The following is a 15,238-nucleotide window of genomic DNA, read 5'->3' on the forward strand; positions in this document are numbered from 1 at the left end:
CGGTCGACGCGACCTCCGGCTCAAGCGGGCCGGGGCGGCGGGGTGGGGTGGGTTTCGGGGAAAACGGCCCGGCCGCCGGGGGAAGTGGCGTCTGATCGGTCGTGCACCCAGCGTGCCCCGGCGCGCTGTCACCTCGACCGGGAGCGCGCGTGCTCGTCCTGCTGATCCTGCACCTGGTGGCGGCCCTGCTCGCGCCGTCACTGGTCCGCCGGTGGGGTCCGCGCGCCTGTCTGCTGCTCGCGCTCGCCCCGGCCACCACGGCCGGCTGGGCGGTGGCGCACACCGCAGCGGTACGCGACGGCGGCGCGGTGGCCGAGACGTACCCCTGGATCCCGCAGTTGGGGTTCGACCTCGCGCTGCGCGTCACCACGCTGTCCTGGCTGATGCTGCTGCTGGTCGGCGGCGTCGGCGCGCTCGTGCTCGTCTACTCGGCCCGCTACTTCCGGGCCGGCTCGATCGGTCTGGGCCGGTTCGCGGCGGTGATGGTGGCCTTCGCCGGCGCGATGCTCGGGCTCGTCGTCTCCGACAACCTGCTGCTGCTCTACGTCTTCTGGGAACTGACCACCGTCTTCTCCTACCTGCTGATCGGCCACAGCGCGGAGCGCCGGTCCAGCCGGTGGGCCGCCGCGCACGCGCTCACCGTCACCACGCTCGGCGGACTGGCCATGCTCGTCGGGTTCCTGCTGCTCGGCCACCACGCCGGCGGCTACCGCCTGTCGACGGTGGCCGCCACCCCGCTGCCCGGCGGTGGATACCTGGTCACCGCGGTGCTGCTCATCCTGGCCGGCGCGCTTGCCAAGTCCGCGGTGTTCCCCTTCAACGCCTGGTTGCCGGTGGCGATGGCGGCGCCGACACCGGTCAGCGCGTACCTGCACGCGGCGGCCATGGTGAAGGCGGGCGTCTTCCTGCTCGGGCTGCTCGGCCCGACGCTCGCCCCGGCCGGGCCGTGGCGGCCGGTCACCGTGGTCGCCGGGCTGGTCACGCTCGTCGCCGGCGGGTGGGCGGCGTTGCGGCAGTGCGACCTGAAGCTGCTGCTGGCGTACGGGACGGTCAGCCAGCTCGGCCTGCTCGCGGTGGCGCTCGGCGCGGGCACCCCGGCCGCGGCGCTCGCCGGCGTCGCCATGCTGGCGGCGCACGCCTTGTTCAAGTCCGCGCTCTTCCTCGTCGTCGGGCTCCTCGACCACCAGGCGGGCAGCCGGGACCTGCGGGAGCTGTCCGGGGTGGGGCGGGCAGCGCCGGTGCTGGCCACCGTCGCCGCGTTGGCCGCCGCGTCGATGGCCGGCGTGCCGCCGCTGCTCGGGTTCGTGGCCAAGGAGGCGGTGCTCGCCGCGTTCGCCGACCGGCCGTGGGTGCTGGCGGCGCTCGTCGTCGGCAGCGCGCTGACGGTCGCCTACAGCATCCGCTTCCTGTGGGGGGCGTTCGGCACCCGGCCCGGCATGCCGGCCACCGCGGTGGCCCACGCGCCCGCGGCGATGCTCCTGCCGCCGGCGGTGCTCGCCGTGGCCGGGCTCGCCGCCGGGCCGGCCGCCGGTTGGCTGGGTGGCCTGCTCGACCCGTACGCCGAACTGTTCGGCCCGGTCGAGGAGCACCTGGCGCTCTGGCACGGGCCGACCGCGGCGCTCGGCCTCTCCGCCCTGGTGCTGGCCGGCGGCGTGGCGCTGCACCTGGCCCGCGCCCGGCTCGCGCCCGCGCTGGCCGCGCTGCGTTCCCCGGTCTCCGGCAGGCAGGGGTACGAGTGGGTGACGCACCGCTTCGACCGGTTCGCCATCCACGTCACGAGCGTCACCCAGCGTGGTTCGCTGCCGCAGTATCTCGGTGCGGTGCTCGTCGTCCTGGTGCTGGTGCCGGGCATGGCGATGGTCACCACCGAGCCGTGGCGGGTCCACCTGGTGCCCTGGGACAGCCCGGCCCAACTGGTGGTCTGCGTGGTGATCGCGGTGGCCGCGGTGCTGGCGGTCGGCGCGCGCCGCCGGCTCACCGCCATGCTGCTCGTCGGCGTGACCGGCTACGGCACCGCGATGATGTTCGTCCTCTACGGCGCGCCGGACCTGGCGCTCACCCAGTTCCTGGTGGAGACCGCGACGATCGCCGTCTTCGTGCTGGTGCTGCGCCGGCTGCCGGAACGGTTCTCGGCCCGCCCACTGCGCCGCAGCCGCTGGGTGCGGCGGGTCGTCGGGGTCGCCGCCGGCCTGGTGGCGGCCGGTCTGACGCTGACCGCCGCCGGGGCCCGGCGGGCGCCGGCGATCTCCGCGGCCTTCCCCGACCTGGCGGTCACCCAGGGGTACGGCCGCAACGTGGTGAACGTGACCCTGGTCGACATCCGGGCCTGGGACACCATGGGGGAGATCTCGGTGCTCGTGGTGACCGCGACCGGGGTGGCCAGCCTGATCTTCGAGCGCTCGCGCACCGGGCCGCGCCCACGCCGTCCGCGCCCGGCCGTGCCGCGCGCCGGGCGTACGGTCTGGTTGCGCGGCGGGCAGACGTTGCACGAGCGGCGGCGCTCGGTCGTGTTCGAGGTGGTCACCCGGCTGATCTTCCACACCGTGCTGGTCTTCTCGCTGTTCCTGCTCTTCTCCGGGCACAACGCCCCCGGTGGGGGCTTCTCCGGCGGGCTGGTCGCCGGCCTCGCGCTGACCCTGCGCTACCTGGCCGGCGGGCGGTACGAGCTGGCCGAGGCGGCGCCGGTCGGTGCGGGCATGGTGCTCGGTGCGGGCCTGGCCCTGTCGGTCGGCAGCGGCGTGATCGGCCTGGTGCTCACCGGCGAGGCGCTGCAGAGCGTCAAGGTCGATCTGTGGCACTCCTACCTGGTCACGTCGGTCTTCTTCGACATCGGCGTCTACCTGGTCGTGGTCGGGTTGGTGCTGGACATCCTGCGCAGCCTGGGCGCCGAGGTGGACCGGCACGTCGAGGCCGCCGGCGAGCCGGCCCGGGGTCTCGCCGTCCGGCGTGAGGGACAGTCATGACGCGGGGCGTGGCCGGGCCGACGCTCGTGCTCGTGCTGGCGGTCGGCGTGCTCGTCGCCACCGGTGTCACGCTGCTGCTGGAACGCAGCCTGACCCGGATCCTGCTCGGCATCATCCTGCTCGGCAACGGCGTGAACCTGCTCATCCTGCTCGGCGGGCGGTCCGGCGCGCCACCGCTCGTCGGCACGGCGCAACCCGACCTGATGAGCGACCCGTTGACGCAGGCCATGGTGCTCACCGCCGTGGTGATCACGTTCGGGCTGACCGCGTTCCTGCTCGCGGTCGCCTACCGGAGCTGGCACACGAGCGGTGACGACGAGGTGCAGGACGACCTGGAGGACCGGCAGATCGTCCGGCTGGCCGAGCGCAAGGAGATCGCCACCGCGGACCTCGGCGGCGAGGGCCCGGACAGCGACCCGGAACAGGTCGATCCGGAGCCGGCCCGCCGCCGGCTGCGCCGGGGCGGGGGCTCATGAGCACGCGGAGCGAGCCGGTCCCGGGAGCCCGGCGCTCGCCACGCGGGGCGGCGCCGTGAGCGGGCTGGTGCCGGTGCCGGTGGTGGTGCCGCTGCTCGGCGCGGCGCTCACCCTGATGCTGACCGGGCGGCCCCGGTTGCAGCGCGCGATAAGCGTGCTCTGCCTGGCCACCGTCCTGGTGGTCGCGGTCGTGCTGCTTGTCGGGGCGTACCGGCACGGCCCGGTGGTGACGCGGGTGGGCGGCTGGCCGGCGCCGATCGGCATCGTGCTGGTGGCCGACCAGTTGGCGGCGCTGATGGTGGTGGTCTCTGCGGCGGTCACGCTCTGCGTGCTGCTCTACTCGATCGGCCAGGGCCGGGCGGAGACCGGTGAGACCGCGCCGGTCAGCATCTACCACCCCACCTACCTGGTGCTCACCGCCGGTGTGGCGAACGCCTTCCTGGCCGGTGACCTGTTCAACCTCTTCGTCGGCTTCGAGCTGCTGCTGGCCGCGAGCTTCGTGCTGATCACGCTGGGCGGCACCGAGGTCCGGCTGCGCACCGGCTCGACGTACGTGGTGGTCAGCGTCCTGTCGTCGCTGCTCTTCCTCTCCGCCGTCGGACTGGTGTACGCGGCCACCGGCACGGTGAACATGGCCCAGCTCGCCGGCCGGCTGGACGCGCTGCCCTCCGGCGTACGCCTGGCCCTGCAACTGACGCTGCTGCTCGCGTTCGGCATCAAGGCGGCGGTCTTCCCGGTCTCCGCCTGGCTGCCGGACAGCTATCCGACCGCGCCCGCGCCGGTCACCGCCGTCTTCGCCGGCCTGCTGACCAAGGTCGGCGTGTACGCGATCATCCGCACCGAGACGCTGCTGTTCCCCGGGGGCGAGCTGTCCGGCCTGCTGATGGTGGTGGCCGGCCTGACCATGGTGGTCGGCATCCTCGGCGCGGTGGCCCAGTCGGACATGAAGCGGCTCTTCTCCTTCACCCTGGTCAGCCACATCGGCTACATGATCTTCGGGGTGGCGTTGAGCAGCGTCGCCGGCCTGTCCGGGGCGATCTTCTACGTGGTGCACCACATCACCGTGCAGACCACGCTCTTCCTGGTCGCCGGCCTGGTCGAGGAACGGGCCGGCAGCACCGACCTGCGCCGGCTCGGCGGGCTGGCGCGGATCACGCCGGTGGTCGCGGTGCTCTTCTTCGTGCCGGCGATGAACCTGGCCGGCATCCCGCCGTTCTCCGGCTTCCTCGGCAAGCTCGGCCTGCTCCAGGCCGGCGTGGCGGCCGGGGGCCCGCTGCCCGCCGTGCTGGTCGGCGCGGGCACGGTCACCAGTCTGCTCACCCTCTACGTGGCGTCCCGGGTGTGGAACATCGCGTTCTGGCGGTCACCGCGACTGGCCACCACCACCCCGGTGGCCCGGCTGCCCGGCCTGATGGTCGGCGCCACCGCCGCGCTCGTGGCGCTCGGCGTGCTGCTCACCCTGGTCGCCGGCCCGCTGTTCCAGGTCACCGCGGACGCCGCCACCGACCTGCGCCAGCGCACCCCGTACGTCCGGGCCGTCCTGCCGCGGGACGTGCCGTGACCGGCGACGTGCCCCCGGGCCGGGGCGACCCGCCGCCGGCCGCCGACCCGCCGGCGGTGGGCCGGGGCGGACGGTGGCGCGACCAGGCCGTCGCGCTCGGCTGGCTCGTCGTCGCCTGGCTGCTGCTCTGGGGCGACCTGTCCTGGGGCAACCTGCTCACCGGACTGGTGGTCGGCGCGGCCGTGCTGTTCTTCTTCCCGCTGCCGCCGGTCACGTTCGGCGGCCGGTTGCGACCCGGTGCGCTGCTGGTGCTGGCGGGCACGTTCGCCGCGGAGCTGGTCAGCGCCAGCGTGCACGTGGCGGCCGTGGCGCTGCGTCCCGGCTACCGGCCGCGCGGCGCGATCATCGCGGTGCCGCTGCGGGTCCGCACCGACCTGAACCTGGCGCTGACCGCCGAGGTGATCTCGCTGGTGCCGGGCACCCTGATCCTCGACATCGACCGGGCGCGGGGCGTGCTCTACGTGCACGTGCTGGACGTGCGCGGCCCCGAGGACCTGGCCGCCAGCCGCGACCGCGTGCTCGCCGTCGAACGGCGCATCGTCCGCGCCGTCGGCTCTCCCACCGAGGTACGCCAGCTCGACCTCGAACCCGCCGATCGGAGGAACCAACCGTGACCGCCCTGCTCGCCGTCGCGCTGGCCGTGCTGTTCTCCGCCACCGCGCTGCTCGCCCTGGCCCGGATCTACCGCGGCCCGTCCCTGCTCGACCGGATCGTCGGCGCCGACCTGCTGCTGGCGGCCATGCTCGGCGCGGTCGGGGCGGAGGCGGGGGTGACCCGGCACGCCACCACCCTGCCGGTGCTCGTGGTGCTGTCGCTGCTCGGTTTCGTCGGCTCGGTCTCGTTGGTCCGCTTCGCCGTCCGGGCCGAATCATGACTGCGGTCGCGGACTGGGCCGGGGGGATCCTGCTGCTCGGTGGGGCGCTGCTGAGCCTGGTCGCCGGCATCGGGTTGGTGCGGTTCCCGGACACCCTGGACCGGATGCACGCGGCCACCAAGCCGCAGGTGCTCGGCGTGCTGCTGCTTCTGGGCGGGCTGGCGTTGCGCCTGCGTACCGGCTCGGACCTGGGGATGCTGGCGCTGGTGGCGATCTTCCAGCTCTCCACCTCGCCGGTCGCCGCGCAGATGATCGGCCGGGCCGCCTACCGGTCCGGGCGGGTCGACCGGACCCTGCTCGACGTCGACGAGCTGGCCGACGGGTGAACCGGACCCGCGGTGCGGTTCCCGGCACCTTCAGCGGGCATCCAGCGGGCACCGATAAAATGGCGGCATGATCGACTCTCCTGCCCCGGAGGGCAGCAGTAGCCGGCCGGGTTATACCCGGCATCTCCCCTTTCCGACGACCCCGGGAGCCCTGAACCTCCCGTGCTGATCCTCGTCGGTCTCCTTCTCATCACCGTGCTCACCGCCGCCACCGGCTATTTCGTGGCGCAGGAGTTCGGTTACGTCGCCGTCGACCGCGGCAAGCTCAAACAACTCGCCGACGGTGGCGACCGGGCCGCCGCCCGGGCCCTGGAGGTCACCGGTCGGCTCTCCTTCATGCTCTCCGGCGCCCAGCTCGGCATCACCGTGACCGCCCTGCTCGTCGGTTACGTCGCCGAGCCCTACCTGGGCGCCGGGCTGGCCGACCTGCTCGGCGTCGCCGGGGTGTCGAGCGCGGTGGCGCTGCCGCTGTCGGTGGCGCTGGCCCTGGTCATCGCCACCGTGGTGCAGATGGTCCTGGGCGAGCTGGCCCCGAAGAACCTGGCCATCGCCCGGGCCGAGCCGCTCGCCCGGGCGCTGTCCCGGTCCACCCTGGTCTACCTGCGGATCGCCGGTCCGCTGATCACCCTCTTCGACCGGGCCGCCGTGCGGCTGCTCCGCCGGGTCGGCATCGAGCCGATCGAGGAGCTGCCCAGCGGCGCCACCCCGGCCGACCTGGAACAGATCATCGCCGAGTCCCGCGAGGAGGGGCACCTCGACGCGGAGATGTCCGACCTGCTCGACCGGGGGCTCGACTTCCGGGAGCTGACCGCGGGCGAGGCCATGGTGCCCCGGGTGGACGTGCACACCGTGCGGGCCGACGAACCGGTCAGCCGGATCGTCGAGATGCTCGACACCGGTCACTCCCGGTTCCCGGTCCGCGGCGCCGAGGGCGTCGACGACCTGATCGGCGTGGTCGGCATCGCCGACGTGCTGGGGGTGCCGCCGGCCGAGCGGGGAAGCACCCGGATCGACGCGGTGGCCGTACCCCCGTTGCTGGTGCCGGAGACGCTGCCGCTGCCGACGGTGCTGGACCGGCTGCGGTCCGGGCACCGGCAGTTGGCCTGCGTGGTCGACGAGTACGGCGGGTTCGCCGGCGTGATCACGCTGGAGGACCTGGCCGAGGAACTGGTCGGGCCGATCCGCGACGAGGACGACCCGCCGGAGCGGGCGCCGGCCCGGCAGGAGGACGGCTCCTGGGTGGTGCCGGCCCGCTGGCGGATCGACGAGGTCGTCGACAGCACCGGCATCGAGCTGCCCGAGGCGCCCGAGTACGACACGCTCTCCGGCCTGGTGATGCGGGAGTTGGGCCGGGTGCCCGAGGTCGGCGACCGGCTGGAGATCGCGCCCGGCGGCGCGGGCGACGAGCCGTCGTCCGGGCCGCGGGTGCTGGTCGAGGTGCTGGCCGTGGACCGGCACGTGGCCGACTCGGTGCGACTGCGGTCGACCGCCGACGTGTCCGGGGAGGGTGCGGCATGAGCCCCGGGTTCGCGCTGGCATTCTCCGTGGTGCTGTTGGCGCTCAACGGATTCTTCGTGGCGGCCGAGTTCGCGTTGGTCGCCGCCAAGCGGTACCGGCTGGAGCAGTCGGCCGCCGGTGGTGGTCGGGCGGCCCGCGCGGCGCTCGACGGCGTCCGCGAGCTGAGCCTGATGCTCGCCGGCGCCCAGCTCGGCATCACGCTGTGCACGCTCGGCCTCGGCGCGCTCGCCGAGCCGGCGATCGAGCACCTGCTCAGTCCGTTGCTGCACGCGGTCGGCCTGCCGGACGCGGCCAGTCACGTCGTCGGCCTGCTGTTCGCGCTCGCCCTGGTGACGTTCCTGCACCTGGTGGTCGGTGAGATGGCGCCGAAGTCGTGGGCGATCACCGACGCGGAGCGCTCGGCGATGCTGCTGGCGCTGCCGTTCCGGGCGTTCGCCCGGATCGCCCGTCCGGTGCTCTCCCTGCTCAACGGGCTGGCGAACGTGATGCTGCGGCTGGTCGGCGTGCAGCAGCAGGACCAACTCGCCCAGGTGCACGGCCCGGACGAGCTGCGCATCCTGCTGGAGCAGTCCCGGGAGCACGGGCTGCTCGGCGCGGAGCAGCACCAGTTGCTGACAAGCATGCTGGAGTTGCAGGGCACCACCGTCGCGCAGGTGATGGAGCCGTTCGACCGGATCGTCACCGTGCGCCGGGACGACACCGCCGAGCGGATCGAGCACGTGTCCCGGGACAGCGGCCGGTCCCGGCTCGCCGTCCTCGACCCGGGCGGCGAGGTGTGCGGCCTGGTCCACGTGCGGGAGGCGGTGCGGGCGGTCACCAACGGCCGGCCGGCGACCGCCGGAGAGTTGATGACGGGCGCGTTCACGCTGCCCGCCGAGGCGTCGGTGAGCGAGGCGGTGGCCGCCATGCGGGGCCGCCAGGCCCAGCTCGCGCTGGTGCGCAACGGCGGCGGACCGACCCGCCCGATCGGTTTCGTCGCGCTGGAGGACCTCCTGGAGGAGGTCATCGGCGAGTTCGACGACGAAACCGACCCGATCCCCCGAGGCCGCCGCCTCCGCTGACCACCCACGCCACCCACCCCACCCGACCCCACTTGGGCGCAGATTCACGGAAAGTGTGGCTATTCGAGGCCGGATAGCCACACTTTCCGTGAAACAGGGCGCGACCCGATGGGGGTGTGTGAGGGCGCGCGGGGGGAAAGCCGCAGCGTGCGGGTGACGGGGGTGTCCAGGGGGTCCTTCGGGATCGGGCTTTCGGTCAGCAGCACCCTGAGCAACCCGAGCACCCGGCCGGGTCTGCGGCTGCCGGGACGGGTGACGCTCGCCGCCGAGGGGGAGGACGTCCCGGTCCGGCGCATCCGGCTGGGACTTGTCGCGCAGGTCGAGCCGGAGGACCCGGGCGCGCCACGCCGGCTCGTGCAATATCACCAATGGACGGTCGCCGGGCGGTTCGTGGTGCCGGCCGGACGGCGGCGGGCGGTCGACTTCGCCGTGCCGCTGCCCTGGGAGACACCGGTCACGGTGTTCGGCGGGGTGCCGTTGATGACCCTGCGCACCGGGCTGCGTACCGAGGTGTCCGTCGACCCGGACCTGGACCAGGGCGAGATGGTGCCGGTCCTCATCCACCCGCTGCCCACCCAGCAGCACCTGCTCGCCGCGCTCGACACGCTCGGCTTCGTGATGCGGCAGGCGGGACTCCAGCAGGGCCGGCTGCCCGGGGTGGAGCAGGCGCTGCCGTTCCAGCAGCGGCTCGGGTTCTGGGCCGCCCCGCTCTACGCCGGGCCGATCACCGAGCTGGAAGTGATCATGTTGACGAACTCGGCCGGCATGGAGGTGCTGTTCTGGCTGGACCGGCGTCTCTCCCTGGCCGGGGTGACCCACCAGAGCATCAGCCGGTTCCGGATCTGGCACGCCGGGGCGGACCGGCGGGACTGGGTCTCCACGGTGGACGGCTGGTTGCGGCACGCCATCGACAGGCACGCCGCCGCCGCGGCGCACGCCGACTGGTCCGCCACCATCCGCGAGTCGGCGCACGTCAGCCGCGCTCCCGACCACCCGGTCGCCCCCGGGTACGGCCTGGGTGGCACGGCCGGCAGCGGAGGCGTCGGCGGTGGCGCCGGCGACGGCACCTGAGCGTCGCGCTCGCGCCGCGACGGGTGTTAAGCGGGGCCCCCGCCTCTACCAAATGCGTTAAGCGGGGCCCCCTCCTTACGCTGGAGCCGCCCGGCGAGGGCGCGTCGGGCGGTGGGCCACTCCTCGGCGAGCATCGAGTACTGCGCCGTGTCGCGCCAGGAGCCGTCCGGGCGCTGCCGGTGCCGCCGCAGCACACCCTCACGGGTCGCGCCGAGCCGGTCGATCGCCCGCTGGGAACGCTCGTTGCGGGCGTCGGTGTGCCAAGCCACCCGGATCGCGTCCAACTCCTCGAACGCCCGGGTGAGCAGCAGCAGCTTCGCCTCGGTGTTGATGCCGGTGCGCCACCACGGCCGACCCAGCCAGGTGTGGCCGATCGCCAGCGACCGGCGGGCCGGGTCGACCTCGTACCAGGAGGTGGTGCCGACCACGGCACCCGTCGCGGCGCAGCGTTGCACCCAGCACACCTGCTCGCCGCGCTGCTGGGCGTCGAGGTAGGCGGCGAGGATCCGGCGCATCCCGGCGGCGTCGGCCGGCTGCGGGCTGCCCAGGTGCCGCCACACCTCCGGGTCGTCGGTGGCCGCGTACAGGTCCTCGGCGTGCGCGAGGTCGAGTGGCTCCAGCACCACGTGCGCGCCGCGCAGCGCCACCGGCTCCAGCCAGGCCGAGCGCGCCGGTCGCAGGTACGCCGGCACCGGCGCGGTCACGCCGTCGGCCGGCTCGGGCCGCCCCGGCGTGAGGCGCAGCGGCAGCACCCCGGCCCAGTACGGCAGGCTCTCGTCGGCCGGCTCGTCGTTCACCCCGCCGGTGCGCATCCGCACCGACACCTCGCGCAGCGGCAGCGCCAGCACCGCCGTCTCGGCCAGCTCGCGCCGGTTCGGCGGCCGGCTGTCGGCGGACCGGCCGGCGGCCACCTTCTCCACGAGCGCGGTCAGCACCCGGGCCTTCTCGTCGGCGTCGTCGACGAGGCGGGCGGCGCCGTGCACGACCACGGACCGGTAGTTGGCGCTGTGGTGGAACTGCGAGCGGGCGTAGACCAACCCGTCGAGGTGGGTGACCGCGACGCAGACCGCCAGCCCGGCCTCGCCCCGGGCGGCGAGCAGCGGCCGGCTGCCGGTCGAGCCGTGCAGGTAGAGCGTGTCGTCGACGCGGACGTGCAGGGTCGGCAGGACGCGCGGCTCGCCGTCCACCACGAACGACAGCGCGCAGTGGTACGCCTCGTCGAGCAGCGCGTGGGCGGTGGCCCGGTCGTAGCGCATCCGATCGCGGGTGCGGGTGGCGGTGGTGCGATGGGTCGGAGGGTACATGCGACATCCCGCCTTTGTTCTAGTACAATGCTGAAACTGTGGCAGCACATTATCAGGTGACCGGCTCCACGTCGGCGGCCATTTCGGCGAGCGTGGAATCCGGCATCCGCACCGGCGCCCTCGCCCCCGGCGACTCCCTCCCGGCGGTCCGCGCGCTCGCCGCCGACCTCGGCGTCAGCCCGGCCACCGTCGCGCGGGCGTACCAGGACCTGCGGCACCGGGGCCTCATCGCGACCGCCGGCCGGCACGGCACCCGGGTCCGCCCCCGACCGCCGGTGGCCACCCGCCGCGCCGCGCTGGCGCCCCCACCGCGACCCGGCACCCGGAACCTCGCCGACGGGCACCCCGACCACCGGCTGCTGCCCCCGCTCGGTCCGCACCTGGCCGCGCTCGCCGCCGAGGTCGGCACCCCGACCGGGTACGCGGACGCCGCCGTCCTGCCCGAACTGGCCGCCGCCGCCCGGGAACGGCTCTCCGCCGACGGGGTGCCGGCCGACGAGCTGACCGTCACCGGCGGCGCGCTCGACGGCATCGAGCGGCTGCTCGCCGCCCACCTGCGCCCCGGCGACGCGGTGGCGGTGGAGGACCCGGGCTGGGCCAACCTGCTCGACCTGATCGCCGCGCTCGGGCTGCGTACCGTCGGGGTGCCGGTGGACGACGACGGCCCGAGCGTGGCCGGGGTGCGGGCCGCGCTGGCGGCCGGGGTACGCGCGCTCGTGGTGACCAGCCGGGCCCAGAACCCGACCGGCGCGGCCGTCTCCGCCGACCGGGCGGCGGCCCTGCGTACGCTGCTCGCCGGCCGCGCCGACCTGCTGGTGATCGAGGACGACCACGCCGCCGAGCTGGCCCGCGTACCCCTGCACCCGCTCGCCGGGGCGACCCCGGCGTGGGCCTTCGTCCGGTCGGTGAGCAAGCCCTACGGGCCCGACCTGCGGCTCGCCGTGCTCGCCGGCGACGAGGCCACCGTGGCCCGGGTGTCCGGCCGGGCGCGCGTCGGCGCCGGCTGGGTGTCCACCGTGCTGCAACGCCTGGTCCTGTCGCTCTGGCGCGACCCGGCCACCGGTGAGCTGGTGCGGCGCGCGGCCGGCGGCTACGACCGGCGGCGCGACGGTCTGGTCGCCGCGCTCGCCGCGCGCGGGCTGGCCGCGCACGGGCGGACCGGGATCAACGTGTGGGTGCCGGTGCCCGACGAGACGGTCGCGGTCACCGCGTTACGCGACGCCGGTTGGTCGGTGGCGCCGGGCAGTCTCTACCGGATCGCCGCCGCCCCCGCCGTCCGACTCACGGTGAGCACCCTGTCCGACCCCGACCTGCCGCCGCTCGCCGACGCGCTCGCCCGCGCGGTGCTGCCCGTGCAAGGCGGGGCCCCCTATTAACGCTTCTGGTAGAGGCGGGGGCCCCGCTTAACACGCCGGGAGATGCGGCGTGGCGGACGGCCGAGGGGGTAGAACGGTCGGCATGGCCGAGATCGACAGCGCGCCCGGGGCGCAGGAGTTCATTCCGCCGAAGGCGGACACCATCGCCGCGCTGCGGGCGGCGTCGGCCGGCTGCCGGGGCTGCGAGCTGTACCGGGGCGCGACACAGACCGTCTTCGGCCGGGGTGACGAGCGCGCCCGCGTGGTCCTCGTCGGCGAGCAGCCGGGAGACGTGGAGGACCAGCAGGGACTGCCGTTCGTCGGCCCGGCCGGTCGGCTGCTGCGCCGGGCCGTCGACGACGCCGGCCTCGACCCCGGCCAGCTTTACCTGACGAACACGGTGAAGCACTTCCGTTTCGAACTGCGCGGCAGGCGGCGCATCCACCAGACCCCGGACCGGGTGCACGTCACCGCCTGCCGCCCCTGGCTGGTCGCCGAGTTCGCCCGGCTGCATCCGGAGATCGTGGTGGTGCTCGGCGCCACCGCCGCCAAGGCGCTGCTCGGACCGACGTTCCGGGTGACGAAGCAGCGCGGCGAACTGCTGCCGTGGCCGGCCGCCGCGCAGCATCCGGAGGACTTCGCCGAGGTGCCGGTGGATCGCGCCGGCACGGTCGCCGACGCGCCGACCACCCGGCTGCTCGCGACCATCCACCCGTCCGCCGTGCTGCGCGCCGACAACCAGGACATCGCGTACGAGGGCCTGGTCGCCGACCTGAAGGTGGCGGCCGGGGCACTGCGCTGAGTCAGCCCGGGCGCTGGCCCTCGACCGCTCCGGCCCGTGCTCGTCCCTGCTGTCCCACCTCAGCCGATCCTCCGGCGTCGGGTGGAGCGCCAATCCGACTCACACCCTTGGGCCGGGTGGGGCGTGGGTGGAACGCTATGGGTGTCTAGAGGGACCTGAGGCACCCTTGGCGTTCCACTCGTGGGCCGGGTGGGGCGTGAGTGGAACGCTATGGGTGTCTGGAGCGGCCTGAGGCACCCTTGGCGTTCCACTCGTGGGCCGGGTGGGGCGTGAGTGGAACGCTATGGGTGTCTGCGGGTCGGAGGGCGCCTGCCGGGTGTGGTGGATGACGCCGGCGGGGTCACGGACGCCAGGTCAAGCGAGGCGTCGATCCTTGACCGCGGAGACGAACGTCGCGAAGGTCGCCGGGGCGAACACCAGCGCCGGCCCGTGCTCGTCCTTGCTGTCCCGGACGGCGACGACACCGGGGAGATTTGCCGCGACCTCCACGCACGCGCCGCCGTTGTTGCCGCTCTTGGTGCTCTTACGCCAGTGCGCGTTGCTCAGGTCCATGACGCCGCCGCTTCCCTGATGAGGTCGAGAGACTGCGCTCGGGGGAGCGCTTCGCTTACTATGCGCGCCCAGCGGCCTTCCAGGGTAGCGACTTCCCCTCGATCCTCGATGATCTGTGCCCTGACCTGCGCGTCTATGTGCGCTGTGCGGGTGCCGTCAGGCATCTCCGCCAGGATGAACGGCCCTCCCATCCCGGGGTACATCGGCGTGGCCGACGGGACCACGTGAACGCGCACGCAGGGCAACTCGGCGCAAGCAAGGATGTGTTCGCACTGCTCACGCATCAGGGTGTCGTCCTTTTTGATGCTGGCTGGACGGCGAAGGGCTGCCTCGTCCATGACGGCGATGAGCAGAGGCGGTCGGGACCTGTGAAGGACCGATTGCCGCTCGATCCGAGCTGAGACCAACTGCTCAATTTCGCCAGGGGTCAGCGACTCCATCGCGAGTGTCGCTCTGGCGTACGCCTCGGTCTGCAACAATCCCGGCACCCAGACCAGCTCGAACCATCGAAGCTCCAGGGCTTCCCGCTCGATGTCGGCCCAGGGGCGGAACCATGACGGCTCACGTCTCTTGAGTACGTCCGGCCACAGGTCCTTGACGTCCTTGCCGAGGATGGCGGCCACCCGGGAGCGGGCTAGGGGGCGAGGGATGCGCCCACGGCTGACCCAACGCTGTGCCGTCTTGGGGTCGACACCGGTCTGAGCTGCGAGGCTCTCCGCGGTCTCACCCGCTTCGGTCATGGCCGCTATGAGTCCGTGGTTCACGGTGCCCTCCCCAGTGGACGTCCCCGACGTCTCACGAACATACATCAACGCAGTGTGAGGGTCCTGTCACCGTTCGGCATCGTGTGGGAAAGCGGCGACGATGCGGAGGCCGGGGATGCCCAGGTGGAAATGGTTCCCACGAGAAGACGAGCCGGTCGACATGGTGCAGCCGGCCACGGCGTACCCGGATCGGGCCGGCGCCCACGCGACGCCGCCGTTTGCCGTGATCATGGCCGGCTACGTGCTCGACTTCCATCACCGGCTGCCCTGCTCGCGGTGCGAGGCGGACGGCGGTTGCGAACGACTCACACGAGCGTGCGAGACGCTGCGCGCCTGGCGGGACCGGACGGGGACCGATGGTGCTGAACGGCGGTGACCTCCTGCTTGTCACCAGGGCGGCGAGCGTCCAGTTCACGAAGCCGATCCGGTTCCGGGTGATCAGGGACGTCACCGACGCGGCCACCTTCGACGGCTGGCGGTGGGTCGACGGCTACGAGGTGGACGCGAAGGGCGAGGCGGTCAGGCGGCGGCGCATCTTCGTACAGTCGAAGGGGTTGCGGGTGGAGCGCCGGGCGGTCGGCGACGGCCGGGTGCGGCTGCCCGCCCGCTGA

15 protein-coding genes are annotated in these 15,238 nt (G+C 73.8%); 12 read left to right on the top strand and 3 right to left on the bottom strand.

Annotation, left to right across the window (positions count from 1 at the left end; all coding sequences use genetic code 11):
- Positions 1–149 precede the first annotated feature (149 nt).
- From O7619_RS11550 to O7619_RS11590, 9 genes are all read left to right on the top strand, one after another.
- Positions 150–2,963 carry a Na+/H+ antiporter subunit A gene (locus O7619_RS11550; protein ID WP_282287555.1) on the top strand — a complete coding sequence of 938 codons (2,814 nt, stop codon included), beginning with the start codon at positions 150–152 and terminating at the stop codon, positions 2,961–2,963.
- Positions 2,960–3,439, top strand: a complete 480-nt coding sequence (locus tag O7619_RS11555; protein ID WP_282287556.1) for a Na(+)/H(+) antiporter subunit C — start codon at positions 2,960–2,962, stop codon at positions 3,437–3,439. The genes O7619_RS11550 and O7619_RS11555 overlap by 4 nt, the downstream gene beginning before the upstream one ends.
- A gap of 55 nt (positions 3,440–3,494) precedes the next feature.
- Positions 3,495–5,000 carry a Na+/H+ antiporter subunit D gene (locus tag O7619_RS11560; protein ID WP_282287557.1) on the top strand — a complete coding sequence of 502 codons (1,506 nt, stop codon included), beginning with the start codon at positions 3,495–3,497 and terminating at the stop codon, positions 4,998–5,000.
- Positions 4,997–5,614: a Na+/H+ antiporter subunit E gene (locus O7619_RS11565; RefSeq protein ID WP_282287558.1), complete on the top strand. Its 618-nt coding sequence runs from the start codon at positions 4,997–4,999 to the stop codon at positions 5,612–5,614. The genes O7619_RS11560 and O7619_RS11565 overlap by 4 nt, the downstream gene beginning before the upstream one ends.
- Entirely contained in the window at positions 5,611–5,874 is a 264-nt protein-coding gene (locus tag O7619_RS11570) for a monovalent cation/H+ antiporter complex subunit F (RefSeq protein ID WP_282287560.1), read from the top strand. Before O7619_RS11565 ends, O7619_RS11570 begins: the two co-directional genes overlap by 4 nt.
- A complete protein-coding gene (mnhG, locus tag O7619_RS11575; protein WP_282287561.1) occupies positions 5,871–6,200 on the top strand; it encodes a monovalent cation/H(+) antiporter subunit G in 330 nt (109 codons plus the stop codon). The genes O7619_RS11570 and mnhG overlap by 4 nt, the downstream gene beginning before the upstream one ends.
- A 162-nt stretch (positions 6,201–6,362) precedes the next feature.
- The gene (locus tag O7619_RS11580; RefSeq protein WP_282287564.1) at positions 6,363–7,718 is read left to right on the top strand and encodes a hemolysin family protein; all 1,356 of its coding nucleotides are present in this window, start codon (positions 6,363–6,365) and stop codon (positions 7,716–7,718) included.
- Positions 7,715–8,779: a hemolysin family protein gene (locus tag O7619_RS11585; RefSeq protein ID WP_282287565.1), complete on the top strand. Its 1,065-nt coding sequence runs from the start codon at positions 7,715–7,717 to the stop codon at positions 8,777–8,779. The genes O7619_RS11580 and O7619_RS11585 overlap by 4 nt, the downstream gene beginning before the upstream one ends.
- A gap of 147 nt (positions 8,780–8,926) precedes the next feature.
- Entirely contained in the window at positions 8,927–9,850 is a 924-nt protein-coding gene (locus O7619_RS11590; protein WP_282287566.1) for a sporulation protein, read from the top strand.
- A gap of 26 nt (positions 9,851–9,876) precedes the next feature.
- On the opposite strand, the gene O7619_RS11595 is transcribed toward O7619_RS11590, so the two are convergent.
- Complete coding sequence (locus O7619_RS11595) at positions 9,877–11,154, bottom strand: bifunctional pyridoxamine 5'-phosphate oxidase family protein/GNAT family N-acetyltransferase (RefSeq protein WP_282287567.1); 1,278 nt, start codon at positions 11,152–11,154, stop codon at positions 9,877–9,879.
- 38 nt (positions 11,155–11,192) lie between these two features.
- Between O7619_RS11595 and O7619_RS11600 the strand changes: the two genes are divergently transcribed.
- Both O7619_RS11600 and O7619_RS11605 read left to right on the top strand, forming a co-directional pair.
- Entirely contained in the window at positions 11,193–12,530 is a 1,338-nt protein-coding gene (locus O7619_RS11600; protein WP_282287568.1) for an aminotransferase class I/II-fold pyridoxal phosphate-dependent enzyme, read from the top strand.
- Positions 12,531–12,612: 82 nt separating this feature from the next.
- On the top strand, positions 12,613–13,311 hold the full coding sequence (locus tag O7619_RS11605) for a UdgX family uracil-DNA binding protein (RefSeq protein WP_282287570.1): 699 nt from the start codon (positions 12,613–12,615) through the stop codon (positions 13,309–13,311).
- A gap of 354 nt (positions 13,312–13,665) precedes the next feature.
- On the opposite strand, the gene O7619_RS11610 is transcribed toward O7619_RS11605, so the two are convergent.
- Together O7619_RS11610 and O7619_RS11615 are read right to left on the bottom strand one after the other, a co-directional pair.
- On the bottom strand, positions 13,666–13,863 hold the full coding sequence (locus O7619_RS11610; protein WP_282287571.1) for a DUF397 domain-containing protein: 198 nt from the start codon (positions 13,861–13,863) through the stop codon (positions 13,666–13,668).
- A complete protein-coding gene (locus tag O7619_RS11615) occupies positions 13,854–14,627 on the bottom strand; it encodes a DUF5753 domain-containing protein (RefSeq protein WP_282287572.1) in 774 nt (257 codons plus the stop codon). Before O7619_RS11615 ends, O7619_RS11610 begins: the two co-directional genes overlap by 10 nt.
- 356 nt (positions 14,628–14,983) lie before the next feature.
- On the opposite strand from O7619_RS11615, the gene O7619_RS11620 reads away from it, so the two are divergent.
- A complete protein-coding gene (locus O7619_RS11620; protein WP_282287573.1) occupies positions 14,984–15,238 on the top strand; it encodes a hypothetical protein in 255 nt (84 codons plus the stop codon).

The sequence above is a fragment of the Micromonospora sp. WMMD998 genome, from assembly GCF_029581235.1.
Classification (GTDB): Bacteria; Actinomycetota; Actinomycetes; order Mycobacteriales; family Micromonosporaceae; genus Micromonospora.